This window comes from Brevundimonas albigilva (assembly GCF_023503965.1).
Taxonomy (GTDB): domain Bacteria; phylum Pseudomonadota; class Alphaproteobacteria; order Caulobacterales; family Caulobacteraceae; genus Brevundimonas; species Brevundimonas albigilva.
Genome location: NZ_CP097298.1, coordinates 359,668 through 373,053, shown reverse-complemented (window position 1 = coordinate 373,053; position 13,386 = coordinate 359,668). Strand labels below are relative to the sequence as shown.

Annotated in this window: 12 protein-coding genes and 1 tRNA gene; 5 read left to right on the top strand and 8 right to left on the bottom strand. The window is 70.0% G+C overall.

Going from position 1 to position 13,386, the window contains the following annotated elements; translation table 11 throughout:
* Positions 1 to 19: 19 nt before the first annotated feature.
* Positions 20 to 1,459: a GumC family protein gene (locus tag MU852_RS01970; RefSeq protein ID WP_249750797.1), complete on the top strand. Its 1,440-nt coding sequence runs from the start codon at positions 20 to 22 to the stop codon at positions 1,457 to 1,459.
* A 51-nt stretch (positions 1,460 to 1,510) separates the two neighbouring features.
* The gene (locus MU852_RS01965; RefSeq protein WP_249750796.1) at positions 1,511 to 2,212 is read left to right on the top strand and encodes a P-loop NTPase family protein; all 702 of its coding nucleotides are present in this window, start codon (positions 1,511 to 1,513) and stop codon (positions 2,210 to 2,212) included.
* Here the strand turns inward: MU852_RS01965 and MU852_RS01960 are convergent.
* The 4 genes from MU852_RS01960 to MU852_RS01945 are packed head-to-tail and all read right to left on the bottom strand — an operon-like array spanning position 2,209 to position 7,076.
* Complete coding sequence (locus tag MU852_RS01960; RefSeq protein WP_249750795.1) at positions 2,209 to 3,150, bottom strand: glycosyltransferase; 942 nt, start codon at positions 3,148 to 3,150, stop codon at positions 2,209 to 2,211. The two genes, MU852_RS01965 and MU852_RS01960, sit on opposite strands and share 4 nt — an antisense overlap.
* 1 nt (position 3,151) lies before the next feature.
* Complete coding sequence (locus MU852_RS01955; RefSeq protein ID WP_249750794.1) at positions 3,152 to 4,084, bottom strand: glycosyltransferase family 2 protein; 933 nt, start codon at positions 4,082 to 4,084, stop codon at positions 3,152 to 3,154.
* Complete coding sequence (locus MU852_RS01950) at positions 4,081 to 5,526, bottom strand: lipopolysaccharide biosynthesis protein (protein WP_249751831.1); 1,446 nt, start codon at positions 5,524 to 5,526, stop codon at positions 4,081 to 4,083. The genes MU852_RS01955 and MU852_RS01950 overlap by 4 nt, the downstream gene beginning before the upstream one ends.
* An 11-nt stretch (positions 5,527 to 5,537) precedes the next feature.
* Positions 5,538 to 7,076, bottom strand: coding sequence for an exopolysaccharide biosynthesis polyprenyl glycosylphosphotransferase (locus tag MU852_RS01945; RefSeq protein WP_249750793.1), 1,539 nt, complete (start codon positions 7,074 to 7,076; stop codon positions 5,538 to 5,540).
* 125 nt (positions 7,077 to 7,201) lie between these two features.
* On the opposite strand from MU852_RS01945, the gene MU852_RS01940 reads away from it, so the two are divergent.
* Positions 7,202 to 7,293, top strand: a tRNA-Ser gene (locus tag MU852_RS01940).
* Between the two features lie 98 nt (positions 7,294 to 7,391).
* On the opposite strand, the gene MU852_RS01935 is transcribed toward MU852_RS01940, so the two are convergent.
* The 3 genes from MU852_RS01935 to MU852_RS01925 all read right to left on the bottom strand — a co-directional run bounded on the left by MU852_RS01935 (position 7,392) and on the right by MU852_RS01925 (position 10,358).
* The gene (locus tag MU852_RS01935) at positions 7,392 to 8,063 is read right to left on the bottom strand and encodes a hypothetical protein (RefSeq protein WP_249750792.1); all 672 of its coding nucleotides are present in this window, start codon (positions 8,061 to 8,063) and stop codon (positions 7,392 to 7,394) included.
* Positions 8,064 to 8,190: 127 nt separating this feature from the next.
* Positions 8,191 to 8,436 (bottom strand): DUF2164 domain-containing protein, encoded by a 246-nt coding sequence (locus MU852_RS01930; RefSeq protein WP_249750791.1) that lies wholly within the window; start codon positions 8,434 to 8,436, stop codon positions 8,191 to 8,193.
* Positions 8,436 to 10,358 carry an ABC-F family ATP-binding cassette domain-containing protein gene (locus MU852_RS01925; RefSeq protein ID WP_249750790.1) on the bottom strand — a complete coding sequence of 641 codons (1,923 nt, stop codon included), beginning with the start codon at positions 10,356 to 10,358 and terminating at the stop codon, positions 8,436 to 8,438. The genes MU852_RS01930 and MU852_RS01925 overlap by 1 nt, the downstream gene beginning before the upstream one ends.
* A gap of 91 nt (positions 10,359 to 10,449) precedes the next feature.
* On the opposite strand from MU852_RS01925, the gene ndk reads away from it, so the two are divergent.
* Both ndk and MU852_RS01915 read left to right on the top strand, forming a co-directional pair.
* Complete coding sequence (ndk, locus tag MU852_RS01920; RefSeq protein ID WP_249750789.1) at positions 10,450 to 10,869, top strand: nucleoside-diphosphate kinase; 420 nt, start codon at positions 10,450 to 10,452, stop codon at positions 10,867 to 10,869.
* Between the two features lie 122 nt (positions 10,870 to 10,991).
* Complete coding sequence (locus MU852_RS01915; RefSeq protein ID WP_249750788.1) at positions 10,992 to 11,192, top strand: YMGG-like glycine zipper-containing protein; 201 nt, start codon at positions 10,992 to 10,994, stop codon at positions 11,190 to 11,192.
* A 62-nt stretch (positions 11,193 to 11,254) separates the two neighbouring features.
* Here MU852_RS01915 and MU852_RS01910 read toward each other — a convergent pair whose 3' ends face one another.
* The gene (locus MU852_RS01910) at positions 11,255 to 13,321 is read right to left on the bottom strand and encodes a M13 family metallopeptidase (protein ID WP_249750787.1); all 2,067 of its coding nucleotides are present in this window, start codon (positions 13,319 to 13,321) and stop codon (positions 11,255 to 11,257) included.
* Positions 13,322 to 13,386 lie beyond the last annotated feature (65 nt).

Here is a 13,386-nt window from a genome sequence, read left to right as displayed (position 1 = left end):
TTATGGATTCGGCCCCGCCATGCCTTCGACGGCCCATGTCACGGCAAGACCGCGCTACGGCGTGCTGGACGTCGTGGGCCTGCTGTTCCGCGAACTGCTGCTGATGATTGTGGTGTTCCTGGTGATCTTCGCCATCGGCGCCGCGCTGGCCTTCACCCTGAAGCGGACATACACGGCCACCGGCGCGGTGTTCGCGGGGGTGGGGCAGGAATACGTCTATCGCCCCCGCGTGGGCGCCGACGGCCAGGCCCAGGCGCCGCAGGGCGATGAGGTGGCCAACGCCGAGGCCAGCATCCTGAGCTCCAGCCAGGTCCGCCAGCGCGTGGTCGAGGCGCTGGGCCCCGCGGCGATCCTGGGCGAACAGCCCAAGGGATCGCCCGAACGCGCCCAGGCGGCCGCGCGCAAGGTGCTGGGGACCAGCCTTGGCGTCGGCACGGCGCCCGGCAGCGCCGTGATCCAGTTGAGCTATGAGGCCGATGACGCCGAACGGGCGGCGCGGGTGTTGAACGCCGTGATCGACCAGTACCTGGCCTATCGCCGCGAGGTCTTCCTGGACAAGACGCCCGCCATCGCCAGCCAGCGCCGGGCCTTCGAGGGCGATCTGGCCCAGGCGGACCAGGCCTATGAGCAGTTTCTGGCCTCGAACAACATCGGCGACTTCGCCGCCGCGAAGGCGACGCTGGCGGCCACCTATCAGACCACCTACGCCGAGCGGTTGTCGGTGCAGGCCCAGCTGAACCAGGCCGCGCGGCGGCTGCAGACCCTGGTCGCCCAGCAGAACCAGACCCCGGCCGAGGTCGCGCTGCAGCAGGATTTGAACATCTCGGCGCAGGACCAGGTGCTGCAGCTGCGCACCGAGCGCGAGCAGCTTCTGTCGCGCTACACGGCCGAAGCCCAGCCGGTGAAGGACATCGAGGCGCGCATTGCCCAGCTGCAGCAGTATGTGGCGTCCGGCACGGCTGTCGGACCGCGGGAGGTCCGCACCGGACCGAACCCGATCTGGACCGAACTGGAGTCCACGCGGATCAACACCCAGGCCGAGCGTGATTCCCTTGTCGCCCGGCTGGCGGTGCTGGACCGGCAGCTGTCGGACATCCGCGACCGCCAGAGCCGGCTGACCGCGCTGGAATCCGAAAACTCGACCCTGGCCGGCGCGCGCGAGGTCCTGAGCGCCAACATCCGCGAGTTCCAGCAGCGCGAGAGCCAGAGCCGCGCCGACAACGCCCTGGTCGCCGCCGGGGCCGACAACGTCACCGTGATCGAGCGCGCGCAGCCGCCCGCGACCGGCAAGAGCCTGAAGATTCCGGCCCTGGCCGCGGTCTTCCTGTTCGCGGGCTTCACGGCCCTGTGCGTGGGGCTGCTCAGGGTGTTCACGCGCCGGGGCTTCACCACGCCGGCGTCGGTGTCGCGCACTCTGGACATGCCGGTGCTGGCGGTCGCGCCGACCAAGGGACGCTAGGACCCGCATCATGCTAGGCTGCGGGTTCGAGGGAGCGCGCGCGGCGATTCGATGGTCGATCTGACGTCTGAAATGGCCGGGCTGTGGGCGGCGCTGGGCCCGGCGCCGGCGCATCGCGCGCGCGTCATCCAGTTCGCCTCGGCCGCTTCGGGCGAGGGGGTGTCCACGGTGGCCCGCGAATACGCCCGGCTGGCCGCGGTGCGCGCGCGCAAGCCCGTCTGGCTGATCGACGGCGACCTGACCCAGCAGGGGCAGCTGGAAGCCGTGGCGGCCGAGGCGGACCGCTTCGGCCAGCTGGGCAAGCCGGCCCAGGCCTCGCCCGACGGTTCGTGCTTTTTCGCCGTGACGCCGCGCGTCGTCGGCCGGGACGGCAAGCCGGTGCCGGCGGCCCGTCTGATGACCGCAAGGCCCTGCCTGGGCGGGCGACTGTGGGTGACGCGCTTCCACATGGAGGCGCTGCGGTCCGGCCACCGGGTCGAGGCGATCGGCGAGCCGCGCTATTGGGACGCCCTGCGCCCGCACGCCGACACCATCGTGATCGACGCCCCGGCGGCCGACCGCAACGACATGGCGATCATCCTGGCGCCCTTCGTCGACATGACGGTGCTGGTGGTCGCCGCCGAGAGCACCGCCGCCAACGAGCCCGTCATCCTGCGTGACGAGATCGAGGCCGTCGGCGGCCGCATCGCCGGGGTGGTGATGAACCGCTCTACCTACAGGGCGCCCGGCTTCCTGAAGCGCCTGGCGGGCTAGGCTCCGCTCGCCGCGCTCGGGTTCAGCAGAGCCGTTCCATAGAGTTTCGGCTCGAAGCCTTTTATCCAAAATACTTTTCCCACGCCCCGCGCCAGCCGGTCATAGGCGCGGGCCCGCGACGGCCGGCGCAGGATGAACAGGATGAGGGAGGCGAGGCCCCATACGCCCGCCTGCGCCGCGCCGATCAGCATCCAGCGCGCGACGCCGGTGCAGTCGCGGGCGGCCGCGGCGGTCTGGCTGGGGCCCTGGCCATAGGCGAAGGCGCGGGTCAGGGCGTAGCGCAGGGTGGCGCGGTGGGGCGGCGCGAACTCGTCCACCCAGGCGTCGGCGGCCCAGCCGTAGCGGCCGCCGCGCGCGGACAGGGCGGCGAACAGCTTGTCGTCCTCGCCCCCCGTCTGGTCGGCGGAGACGTCGAACGGCGCCGGGCCGGGCAGGGCGGTCGCGCGCACCATCAGGGAGTTGCCGCAGCCCCAGGGTTCCTCCAGCGGGCCGGTCTCGGCGGGGCCGGCGCGGCCGAAGAAGGCTTCCAGATAGTCGGCGGTCCAGCCGGTGTTCTCCGGAACGCGGCCCCGGATCGGACCGAAGACGACATCGGCGCCGGTCTGGACCTGCGCCTCCAGCAGGGCGGCCAGCCAGCGCGGCGAGGCCGCCTCGTCGTCGTCCAGGAAGGCGATCAGCGGCGCCTGGGTCGCCGCCAGGCCGGCGTTGCGCGCCGTGGCCACGCCAGGCCGGGGCGCAGGGGCGTAGATCAGCGGCGCGGGCGCCTCTGCGGCCAGGCGCGCGACCAGCGGCCCGGCCGATCCGTCCGGATCGTTGTCGGCGACGACGACAGCCGAGACCCGCTCCAGCGTCTCGGCCTGGGCGAAGACGGAGCGCAGGGCCCGCTCCAGGCTGTCCAGCCGGCGCAGGGTCGGGATGACCACGGCGACGTCGCCCATCTCAGACCGCGTCCGCATAGACGGCCGCGCGGTACAGGCGCAGGGCGAAGGCGCGCGCCTTGACGGGCAGGACGGACGACCCGGCGGCGCGACGCGTCAGACCGCGCAGCCACGACCGCGCAGGCAGGCGCTTCAACGCCCTGGCCGCCTTGTAGCTGGGATAGGCCGCGACGATCTGCGGATGCAGCGCCACCACCCGGGCGAAGTTCCCGGCCCCCTGGTCGAACTTGCGCGCCAGATCCTCGACCGTATCCAGGCCCATGTGGGTGGCCGGGTTGTCGATGTGCACGACCTCGAACCGGCGCGAGACACGCATGGCCCACTCCACGTCCTCCCATCCCCAGCCGGAAAACCCGGGATCGAAGGTCTCGGCGGTGAAGACGTCGCGGCGGACCAGCAGGTTGGAGGTGTAGACGTATTTCTCGGGCTGTTTTGCGCGCTCGGACGCCGGCAGGCATTCCGAGGCGCCGGACAGGGTGCGATGCACGGCGAAGCGCGCGTCGCCCGGCGCCTGGTCCAGCGAGAAGCCGCCGAAGGCGACGGCCGGGTCGCGCTGGGCCGTCAGGGCGATCCAGGCCTGGAGGAATCCGGGCGCATCCGGCTTCATGTCGCTGTCGAGGAACAGATAGGCGCGGCCGCGACCGGCGACGGTCAGGCGATTGCGGCCCCGCGCGCGGCCTTCGTTGATCGACAGGGTGATCAGGCGTGCCGGCAGGTCCAGGGCGTCGACGGTCTGCTTCAGCCTTGCGGTCAGTGCGGCGTCGCTCGTGCCGTCGTCCATCAGCACGATCTCGACGGCTCCGCCGAGCGCAACCGCTTCCCGGTCCAGCTGACCCAGCAGGTCCGTCGGGTCGTCGCGCAGAAAGGGGATCAGCACCGACAGCGCCGGCGTCGCCCCGGCCCAGGCGCGGTTGTCGTGGATATCGGCGCTCATGCCGCGACACTCCGTCCGGAAGCAATCAGCCGCTTCAGCACGTCGCGGACGCCCGCCGCGTTCAGGGTCAGCGCCGCCGCCGCATAGACCAGGGCGCCGACGCCGGCGTCCACCAGCAGTTCGACGAACCCGCCCAGCGGCGGCAACCGCACGACCACCAGCGCCATGGCGCCGGCGGCCAGGCCGCAGCGGATCAGGCTCTCCCACGGGATGGGCAGGGCGATGGCGCGCCGGCTGATGACCAGACAGGCGACCAGGCCGATGGCGAAGCTGGCGGCGGTCGAGACGGCCGCGCCCACGACGCCGAGGCGGGGAATCAGGATCAGGTTCAGCACCACGTTGGAGACCGCCGGGATCGCCATGGTGACCAGCAGCAGGGCGGTCTTCTTGCCCAGGGTGAAGCCGAAGCCGAAGTAGTAGGCGATCATGCCCGAGAGGAAGGCCGAGGCCGCGATCCAGGGCGTGACGAGGGCGGCCGCAGCGCGCAGGTTCTCGCCGATCATCAGCTCCGCCATCGGGCGCGCGACCAGGGCCAGGCCGACGGCGGCGGGCAGGCCGATCAGGATCAGCGTCGAACCCTGCTCCAGCGCGGTCTGGCGCAGCGCCTCGCGCCCGCCTCGCTCCAGCGCCATGACCATGGCCGGCGCCCCCGCCGCGCCCAGCCAGATGAACATGACGTCCAGGGTGCGGTTCGCCAGGCTATAGCTGGCGTGATAGGCGCCGACCGCCGCCGCGTCCATGAAGGCCGCCAGCAGGAAACGATCGGTCGAGGCCAGCACCACCGCCAGGGTCAGCGACGCCGCGATCGGATAGCCATAGGCGGCGTAGGCCTTCAGCCTTTCGCGATCGACCGTCCCGCCCTTCGACTGGCGCACCTCGCCCGGCAGGATGAAGGGCAGGGCGAACAGCGGCGCGATCGCCAGTCCCACCAGGGGCGACGCCGCCCCGGCGCCGGCCAGGGCGAAGCCGGCGCCGACCAGGAAGCCCAGTATCGCCACGCCCATGTCGACGGCGGCGGCGCGGGAAACCTCACCGGCCGCGCGATACCGCTCCTGCGCCAGCTTGGCCAGGTTGCGAACCGGCGCGCCGGCCAGGCCGAAGGCGACCGCCAGCTTCAGTCCCGGCGTCAGCGGCAGCAGCCACACCGCCACGGCGGCCACCGGGATGAAGACCGCGATCAGGGCGAAGGAGGTGCGGTACAGGCTGGCGAAATGCGCGGCCAGGCCCTCAGGCGTCCGCTCGGCCGCCCAGAAGCGCGCCATCGACGCCTCCAGCCAGGTGAAGGTCGCCGTGTGCACCAGGGTCGTGACCGAGAAAGCCAGCGCGTAGTGGCCGAAGTCGTCGGGGCTGAGCAGGCGCGTGAAGACGACGATGGTCAGGAAACCGACCACGCCCTGCACGATCTGGGCCGGCAGGTATCCCCAGACCCCGCGCCAGAACATCCGCTTCTCGCTCAACGGACGGCGGCCCGGTCGCCCAGCAGGACCGGCAGGGTGACCAACAGGATCCGCAGGTCCAGCCATAGCGACTGGCGCTCGACATAGTCCAGGTCCAGCTGGACCCGCCGACGCACGTCGGTCGCATCGTGCAGCGGCCCGCGCGAGCCCTTGACGGCGGCCCAGCCGGTCATGCCCGGCTTGATCCGATGACGGTGGGCGTATTCGGCGACCAGGCGGGCCGACTCGGTCTCGCCCGTCTTCATGCCGATGGCGTGGGGACGGGGACCGACCAGCGACATCTCGCCCGTCATGACGTTGAACAGCTGGGGCAGCTCGTCCAGGCTGGTGGCGCGGATGAACCGGCCCACGCGGGTCACGCGGTCGTCGCCGGCCGAGACCTGGCGGCTGGCCGTGGCGTCGGCGGCCTCGTGGCGCATGGAGCGGAACTTCCACACCACGATCTCTTCCTGGTTGAAGCCGTGGCGGCGCTGGCGGAAGAAGATCGGGCCGGGGCTGTCCAGCCGGATCGCCAGGGCGGTCAGCGCCATGATCGGGGCGGCGGCGACCAGGGCGGCCGCGCCGATGAGCAGGTCCTGCAGCCGCTTGTTGAAGGCTCGACGGTCCGGATCCTGAGGCCCCTCCAGCGGCGCCAGCGGGGCCGAGGCCAGACGCTCCAGCGCCGCGTCGCCGGTCTCGGAATCGACCAGCACGGTCAACGGATTGGGCAGGGTCTCCAGCCGGCGGGTGAGTTCGCGCACGCGGGACCCGCCCTGGGCGTCGATGGCCAGGACGATGCGGTCGACATAGGGCGTCATCCGGTGGTTCAGCAGGGCCTCGGCGTCGCCCAGCACGGGAACGCCGGCCACGCGGTCGGGCGAACGGCTCAGCCGGTCGTCGAATACGCCCAGGACGTTCAGGTCGCGCCGCTCCAGCGCGCTGCGGATCACCGCCTCGGCGTGTTTCGTGGCGCCGACGATGACGATGTTGGGGGCCAGCGCCCCTTGGCGACGCCAGCGCGCTACGAAAGACAGCCACAGGGCGTGAAGACCGGCGATCAGGGCGACCGCCCCGATGGCCCAGGCGATCGCCGCGTCCAGGGACTGCCGATCCGGCGCCTGACGGTCCAGCAACAGGCCCAGACCGGTCGCGACCACGGCGCCGCTCAGGGTCACGCCCAGCACGGCCGCCATGTGGCGGGCGGCGGAACGCTCGCGTCCAAAACGATAGAGGCCCAATCCTCGCAGCAGGCCGAGAACGGTCGCCGCCCCAGCGGCCGTGGGCGCCGCCTCGGCCAGGCTGAGCGACAGGAAACCGTCCGGCGCCGCCACGCCCAGGGCGGCGACGCCCAGCCCCGTCAGCGCCAGCACGTCCGTCGCCCGGAAATAATGCGCCGCCAGCCGCACGCCGGACCGCTGGCGCGCATTCAGCCAGACGTCGGGGCGGAACGGGCCGCGCGCGGCCCGCCCTTGCGCGGCGTCCTTCGACGCCGCCGCCTGAGCCGCGCCCGTCCGGGCGGCGGGCGCGTCGACCAGAGGGGAGGCGCAGTCGGGCATCGGCGTCCATGACGGGGGTGAAGGCGGCCATATTGCCCGCCCGGCCTCTATGCCGCGTTAACGCACGACTTTCTCTCCAAGGCGGATTGCGCGCGACAACGCGCTCCGCTATCGACGCCTTCGCCGGAGACGTGGCCGAGTGGCTGAAGGCAACGGTTTGCTAAATCGTCGTACCCTGTAAGGGGTACCGAGGGTTCGAATCCCTCCGTCTCCGCCATCCCTCATCCCAACCTCGCTCGCTCGCCGCGCGCTTCCGGCGGTCGTCGCCGGGCGCTTGTTCATGAGCCCGGCCGCGTCCGGATGGGCGGCGCCGCGTCACCGGCAGAAGGCACTCGCCTCCTCGGTCGGAAAACCGGTTGCCGTCACGACGCCGACGGTCGCGCGCGCGTGCTGGAGGACGACCGCCAGCACCAGGACGGGCAAGGCCATTTCGCCCAGTTCCTCGATCGAGTGGGACAGGATTTCCGCGCGCTCCGACAGGATCACGCCCACCCGCGCCAGCATGCGGGGCAGGCCGTCGATCTCCTTGAGCGAGACGGTGAAGACCGCGATGGCGATCAAGCCATGAAAGGCGGCGGATCGGGCGGCGGCCATGCCTCGCATCTCGGCGCGGCTTCTCCAGAGCAGACCCGCCAGCGCCGCCCCTATGGCCAGCAGGACGAGCCCGGCGCCCAGCTTTTCGGCCAGCGGCACGTCGGCCCTCGCGTACAGCCGCGTGCTGAAGACGCCGAAGGTGGTGAAGGCGCGGTGGAAGTCCATTTCCCGCATCGCCATCAGCGCTTCGACTACGGCCAGGAAGCCGAACAAGCCGCCATGCCTGCGCCAGAACACGAAGGCGACGCCGGCGACCAGAAGGTGAAGCGCGACGCTGGCCGTCTCGACCGGGCCGTGCTCGGTCAGGACCGCGCCCGCCGCCTGCGACGTGGCGAACAGGCCGAACACCGCCGAACAGACGACGACGGCCAGGCAGAGGAGGGGAACCGACATCGGCCGGTCGAGAGGAGAAGACGTCATGACCGGAGCCGGACCCGTTATCCGTCCGTGATCGGTCGGATATTCAACGTGTCGTCACTAACGCCGCGGCGCGGGGAACGCCAGCGGTCGGGCGGACACGTCAGGTTTCGCCCCGCTCCAGGCCATAGATCGCCTCGACGATGTCCTCGGCCTTGTTCTTCACCACCGCCTGGGCGTCGTAGAGGCCCCGGTTGTAGAAAAAGCCGCCGATCTCGCGGCCGATGAAATCCAGCAGCATATCGGCCGGCAGCTGGCCCAGGTCCTGGTCCAGTTCGTCGCGGAAATAGGCGCGCAGCTTCGCCGTCGCCGCCGCGCGCTCCTCCTTGGAGAATTCGATCGGCTTCATCAGGCGATTTCGGCCAGGGCTTCTTCGGCGGCGATCCAGGCCGCCTCGGCGGCGTTCAGGTCGGCCTGGGCCTTGGCGCGGGCGCGTGTCAGGCCTTCCAGCTTCTTCGGGTCGGCGACGGCGGCGTTGGCCAGGTCGTCGTCGAGACGGGCGACCTCGGCCGTCAGGCGGGTCATTTCGTCCTCGGCCTTCTTCACCGCGTGGCGAAGGGTCGAGGGCGAAGGGCCTGATTTCTTTGCGCCTCTATCGTTCACGCCGCGGGCGCTCTCTGTTTGAGAGGCGCCTTCGCCGGTCGCCTTGGGCGCGGCCTCAGGGGCGGGCTCGTTCCTTACCTGGCTGGGTTTCATGCCCGCCTGTTTGGCGCGGTCCAGGACGAACTTGGCATAGTCGTCCATGTCGCCCTCGAACGGCTTGACCGTGCCGTCGGCGGCCAGCCACAGCCGGTCGGCGACCAGTTCCATCAGCGAACGGTCGTGGGTGATCAGGATCACCGCGCCCGTGTATTGGTTCAGCGCGTCCAGCAGCGCCCGGCGACTGTCGATGTCCAGGTGGTTGGTCGGTTCGTCCAGGATCAGGATGTGCGGGGCGTCCATCGCCACCAGGTTCAGCAGCAGGCGCGCGCGCTCGCCGCCGGACAGGGCCGCGACCTTGGTGTCCTGCTTCTGGAAGGGCAGGCCGAACTGGGCCAGGCGGCTGCGGCGGCTGCTTTCTGAGGCGTCGGGCATAGCGCGCAGGATGATCTGCAGCGGCGTGTCCTCCGGATCCATCGCCTCGATCTGATGCTGGTGGAACCAGCCCACGCGCATCTTGCCGTCGCGGTGGAACTCGCCCGTCTCGATGGTCAGCGCCTTGGCGATCAGCTTGGCGAAGGTCGACTTGCCCGCACCGTTGACGCCCAGCAAGCCGATGCGGTCGTCCAGGTCCATGCGCAGGTTCAGGTTCCGCAGGATCGGCTTGCCCGGCGCATAGCCCACATTGGCCTTCTCCAGCCGGATCAGGGGCGGGGGCAGGGGACGGTCGGGCGACGGCAGGACGAACGGGGCGACCCGCTCCTCGGGCGGCAGTTCGATCCGCTCCATCTTCTCCAGCTTCTTGACGCGCGACTGGGCCTGGGTGGCCTTGGACGCCTTGGCCTTGAAGCGATCGATGAACTTCTGCAGGTGCGCCCGTTCGGCGTCCTGCTTGGTCTTGTTGGCCTCCATCAACCGCAGCTTCTCTGCGCGCGTCTTTTCGAAGGTGTCGTAGTTGCCGGTGTACAGGTCCAGCTTGCGGTTCGACAGATGCAGGATGTGGGTGCAGACCGCGTTCAGCAGGTCGCGGTCGTGGCTGATGATCAGGGCCGTGTGCGGATACTTCTTCAGCCGCGCCTCCAGCCACAGGGCCCCTTCCAGGTCCAGGTAGTTGGTCGGTTCGTCCAGCAGCAGCATGTCCGGCTCGGCGAACAGGGCCGCGGCCAGCGCCACGCGCATCCGCCAACCGCCCGAGAAGTGCGCCATCGGCCGGTGCAGGTCCTCCTGGCTGAAGCCCAGGCCGACCAGGATTTCGGAGGCGCGGGCGGGCGCGCTTTCGGCGTCGATCTCGATCAGCCGGGCCCAGATCTCGCCCATCTCCTCGGGGTCGGCGGTCTCCAGCCGGGTCATCAGCTCATGACGTTCGACGTCGGCCTCCAGGATCGTCTCCAGCACGCTGACGGGCGTGGCGGGGTGTTCCTGGTCGACCGAGGCGATGCGCGCGGTCCTGGGCAGGCTGATCTCGTCGCCGTTGGCGGCCAGTTCGCCCAGGATCACCTTAAACAGGGTCGACTTGCCGATGCCGTTGCGCCCGACCAGCCCGACCTTGGCCCCCGGCGGCAGGCTGACGGAGGCGTCGTCCAGGAACTGGCGGCCCCAGGCGTTCAGGGTCAGGTTGGTGATCTGGAGCATATTAACGAAGGGCCGTCGGCGGTATTGGAAAGCGGGGAGGCGGTCGCTATAAGCCCGCGACCCTCAATCTCCCAAACAAGAAGTCGCTCCCATGACCGAACGCACCTTCTCGATCATCAAGCCGGACGCCACCCGTCGCAACCTGACCGGCAAGATCAACGCCGTGATCGAGGACGCCGGCCTGCGCATCGTCGCCCAACGCCGCGTCAAGCTGACCACCGACCAGGCCAAGAAGTTCTACGAAGTCCACGCCGAGCGTCCGTTCTACGGCGAACTGGTCGAGCAGATGACCGCCGAGCCGGTCGTGGTCCAGGTGCTGGAAGGCGAGAACGCCGTGGCCAAGTACCGCGAAGTCATGGGCGCCACCAACCCGGAGCAGGCCGCCGAAGGCACCATCCGCAAGTCGTTCGCCCTGTCGATCGGCGAAAACTCGGTGCACGGCTCGGACTCGCTGGACAACGCCAAGATCGAGATCGCGCAGTTCTTCACCGACGACCAGATCGTCGGCTGAGCCTTCACGCTCAAGTTGCTAGGGGTTAGCCCCTTAGCGCTGCAATAAGGCCCGAGTCCGGAACCGGACTCGGGCCTTTTCGTTTGGTCTGCATCGTCTCTCCACCCCCGAGGAGCCAAACCATGAAGACCATCCTGAAACTGACCCCCGTCATCGGCGCCGTGGCCCTGCTGGCCGCCTGCGGCCAGACCATGGAACAACGCGCCGCCACCGGCGCCCTGGGCGGCGCCGTCGCCGGCCAGGTGATCGGCGGCAACACCGGTTCGACCGTCGCCGGCGCCGCCATCGGCGGCGTGGCGGGTGCGGTGACCACGCCCAAGTAAGATTTCGGCTTCGCCGACAGGAAGAAGGCCCGGAGCGACGCTCCGGGCCTTTTTTCGTGGCCTTACCAGATGCGCGCCCGATCCTCGGGGGCGACATAGCCCTTGTCGCCCGGCTTCACGTCGAAGGCCGAATACCAGGCGTCGACATTGCGCAGGTTCAGCGCCGCGCGCGCCTCTCCGGGGCTGTGCGGATCGGTGGCCAGCTGCTGCTGCAGGGCGGCGTCGCGAATCTTTTCGCGCCAGACCTGGGCCCAGCCCAGGAAAAAGCGCTGATCGCCGGTCAGGCCGTCCAGCACCGGCGCGGGCTGGCCATGAAGCGACAGGTGATAGGCGTCCAGCGCGACCAGCAGTCCGCCCAGGTCGCCGATGTTCTCGCCCATCGTCAGCCGGCCGTTGATGTGGACGCCGGGCAGGGGCTCGGCGGCGTCGAACTGGGCCCCCAGGACGCCCGTGCGCTGTTCGAACTTGGACGCGTCCTCGGCCGTCCACCAATCGCGCAGCACGCCGTCGCCGTCGACCGTGCGGCCCTGATCGTCGAAGCCGTGGCTGATCTCGTGCCCGATCACGGCGCCGATGCCGCCGTAGTTGACCGCCGGGTCGGCGTTCGGATCGAAGAAGGGCGGTTGCAGGATGGCCGCCGGGAAGACGATCTCGTTGCGGGGCGGATTGTAGTAGGCGTTGATCGTCTGGGGCGTCATGCCCCATTCCAGCGGATCGACCGGCCCCTTCAGCTTGTTCAGATTGTAGGCCCATTCGAAGGCGCCGGCCCGTTCGACGTTGCCGTACAGGTCGTCAGCGCGGATTTCGAGGCCGGAATAGTCGCGCCACTTCTCCGGGTAGCCGATCTTCACGTTGAAATGGTCGATCTTGTAGAGGGCCTGCTGCTTCGTTTCCTCGCTCATCCAGTCCAGGTTCTGAAGCCGCACGCGCATGGCCGCGATGAGGTTCTGGACCAGGGTTTCCATCTGGGCCTTGGACGAGGGCGGGAAGTGGCGCGCCACATATTCCTTGCCCAAGGCCTCTCCCAGGGTGCCGTCGACCAGGGTGACGCCGCGCTTCCAGCGGGGGCGGTTCTCGGGCGTGCCGTTCAGAACCTTGCCGCGGAAGTCGAAGCGGGCGTCCACGAAGGCCTGGCTCAGATAGGGCGCGGCCTGGTCGGCGATGTGGAAGGCCTGCCAGGCCTGGAGCGTGGCCACCGGCGTCTCGGCGAAGATCTGCGCCAGCTTGGGGAAGGCGGTGTTCTCGCTGACGATGAGCTGGGGCTGGCCGGCGAAACCGCCGGCCTGGGCCCAGGCCTGCCACGGGAAGCCCGGCGCGTCGGTCGCCAGCTGCGCCAGGGTGGTCGGATTGTAGGTCTTGACCATGTCGCGCCGGTCGGCGATCGCCCAGTGCGCCTCGGCCACCTTGGTCTCGAAGGCCAGGATGTCGGCGGCGGCCTGGTCGGGGTTCGACCAGCCGGCCAGGGTCAGCATCTTGGCGACATAGGCCTGGTAGGCGGTCTTGGCCTCGGCGAACTGGTCGCTGAGGTAGTATTCGCGTTCCGGCAGGCCCAGGCCGTCGTGCGACAGATAGACGGCGTAGGCGTCGGGGTTCTTCAGGTCCTCGGCCACATAGGCGCTGAACAGGCTGGAGCCGAAGCCGCCGAAGCTGTGGCCCATCAGCACGGCCATCTTCTCGCGCGTGTCGGCGGCGCGCACGGCGGCCAGGTCGGCGGCCAGGGGCTGGGCGCCCAGGCGGTTCACCCGCGCTTCGTCCATGAAGCTGTTGAACAGCCCGCCGATCTTAGACGCCTCGGGCGAGCTGTCGGGATGGGCGCCGGCGTTCTCTATGATGGCCTTCAGATAGTCCTGGGTCTGGTCATACAGGACGTCCCAGTTGCTCCAGGAGGTTCGGTCGGCCGGGATCTCGGCCTTGTCCAGCCAGGCGCCGGAGGCGTAGCGGTTGAAGTCGTCGCCAGGCTTGACCGACAGGTCGCGGCTGGCCGGGTCGAAGCCCCAGGCTCCGATGGCGGCGTGGCCCGCGGGCGCGGCGACGGCGGGCGGGGCCGTCGTCTGGGCGACGACCGCCCCGGTCGAGGCGGTCAGGGCCAGCGCGGCGACGGCGGCGAGAAGGTGACGTTTGTTGCTCATGGCGAGGCCCTGTGTGGATGTGGGCGCACATTTGTCCCGAGGGCGGGGCGATGTCGCCTGCGATC

Bases quoted from the DNA above. Each gene is read 5' to 3' on its own strand.
- MU852_RS01970 (WP_249750797.1), top strand. From the start codon at position 20: ATGCCTTCGACGGCCCATGTCACGGCAAGACCGCGCTACGGCGTGCTG.
- MU852_RS01965 (WP_249750796.1), top strand. From the start codon at position 1,511: ATGGTCGATCTGACGTCTGAAATGGCCGGGCTGTGGGCGGCGCTGGGC.
- MU852_RS01960 (WP_249750795.1), bottom strand. From the start codon at position 3,150: ATGGGCGACGTCGCCGTGGTCATCCCGACCCTGCGCCGGCTGGACAGC.
- MU852_RS01955 (WP_249750794.1), bottom strand. From the start codon at position 4,084: ATGAGCGCCGATATCCACGACAACCGCGCCTGGGCCGGGGCGACGCCG.
- MU852_RS01950 (WP_249751831.1), bottom strand. From the start codon at position 5,526: ATGTTCTGGCGCGGGGTCTGGGGATACCTGCCGGCCCAGATCGTGCAG.
- MU852_RS01945 (WP_249750793.1), bottom strand. From the start codon at position 7,076: ATGCCCGACTGCGCCTCCCCTCTGGTCGACGCGCCCGCCGCCCGGACG.
- MU852_RS01935 (WP_249750792.1), bottom strand. From the start codon at position 8,063: ATGTCGGTTCCCCTCCTCTGCCTGGCCGTCGTCGTCTGTTCGGCGGTG.
- MU852_RS01930 (WP_249750791.1), bottom strand. From the start codon at position 8,436: ATGAAGCCGATCGAATTCTCCAAGGAGGAGCGCGCGGCGGCGACGGCG.
- MU852_RS01925 (WP_249750790.1), bottom strand. From the start codon at position 10,358: ATGCTCCAGATCACCAACCTGACCCTGAACGCCTGGGGCCGCCAGTTC.
- ndk (WP_249750789.1), top strand. From the start codon at position 10,450: ATGACCGAACGCACCTTCTCGATCATCAAGCCGGACGCCACCCGTCGC.
- MU852_RS01915 (WP_249750788.1), top strand. From the start codon at position 10,992: ATGAAGACCATCCTGAAACTGACCCCCGTCATCGGCGCCGTGGCCCTG.
- MU852_RS01910 (WP_249750787.1), bottom strand. From the start codon at position 13,321: ATGAGCAACAAACGTCACCTTCTCGCCGCCGTCGCCGCGCTGGCCCTG.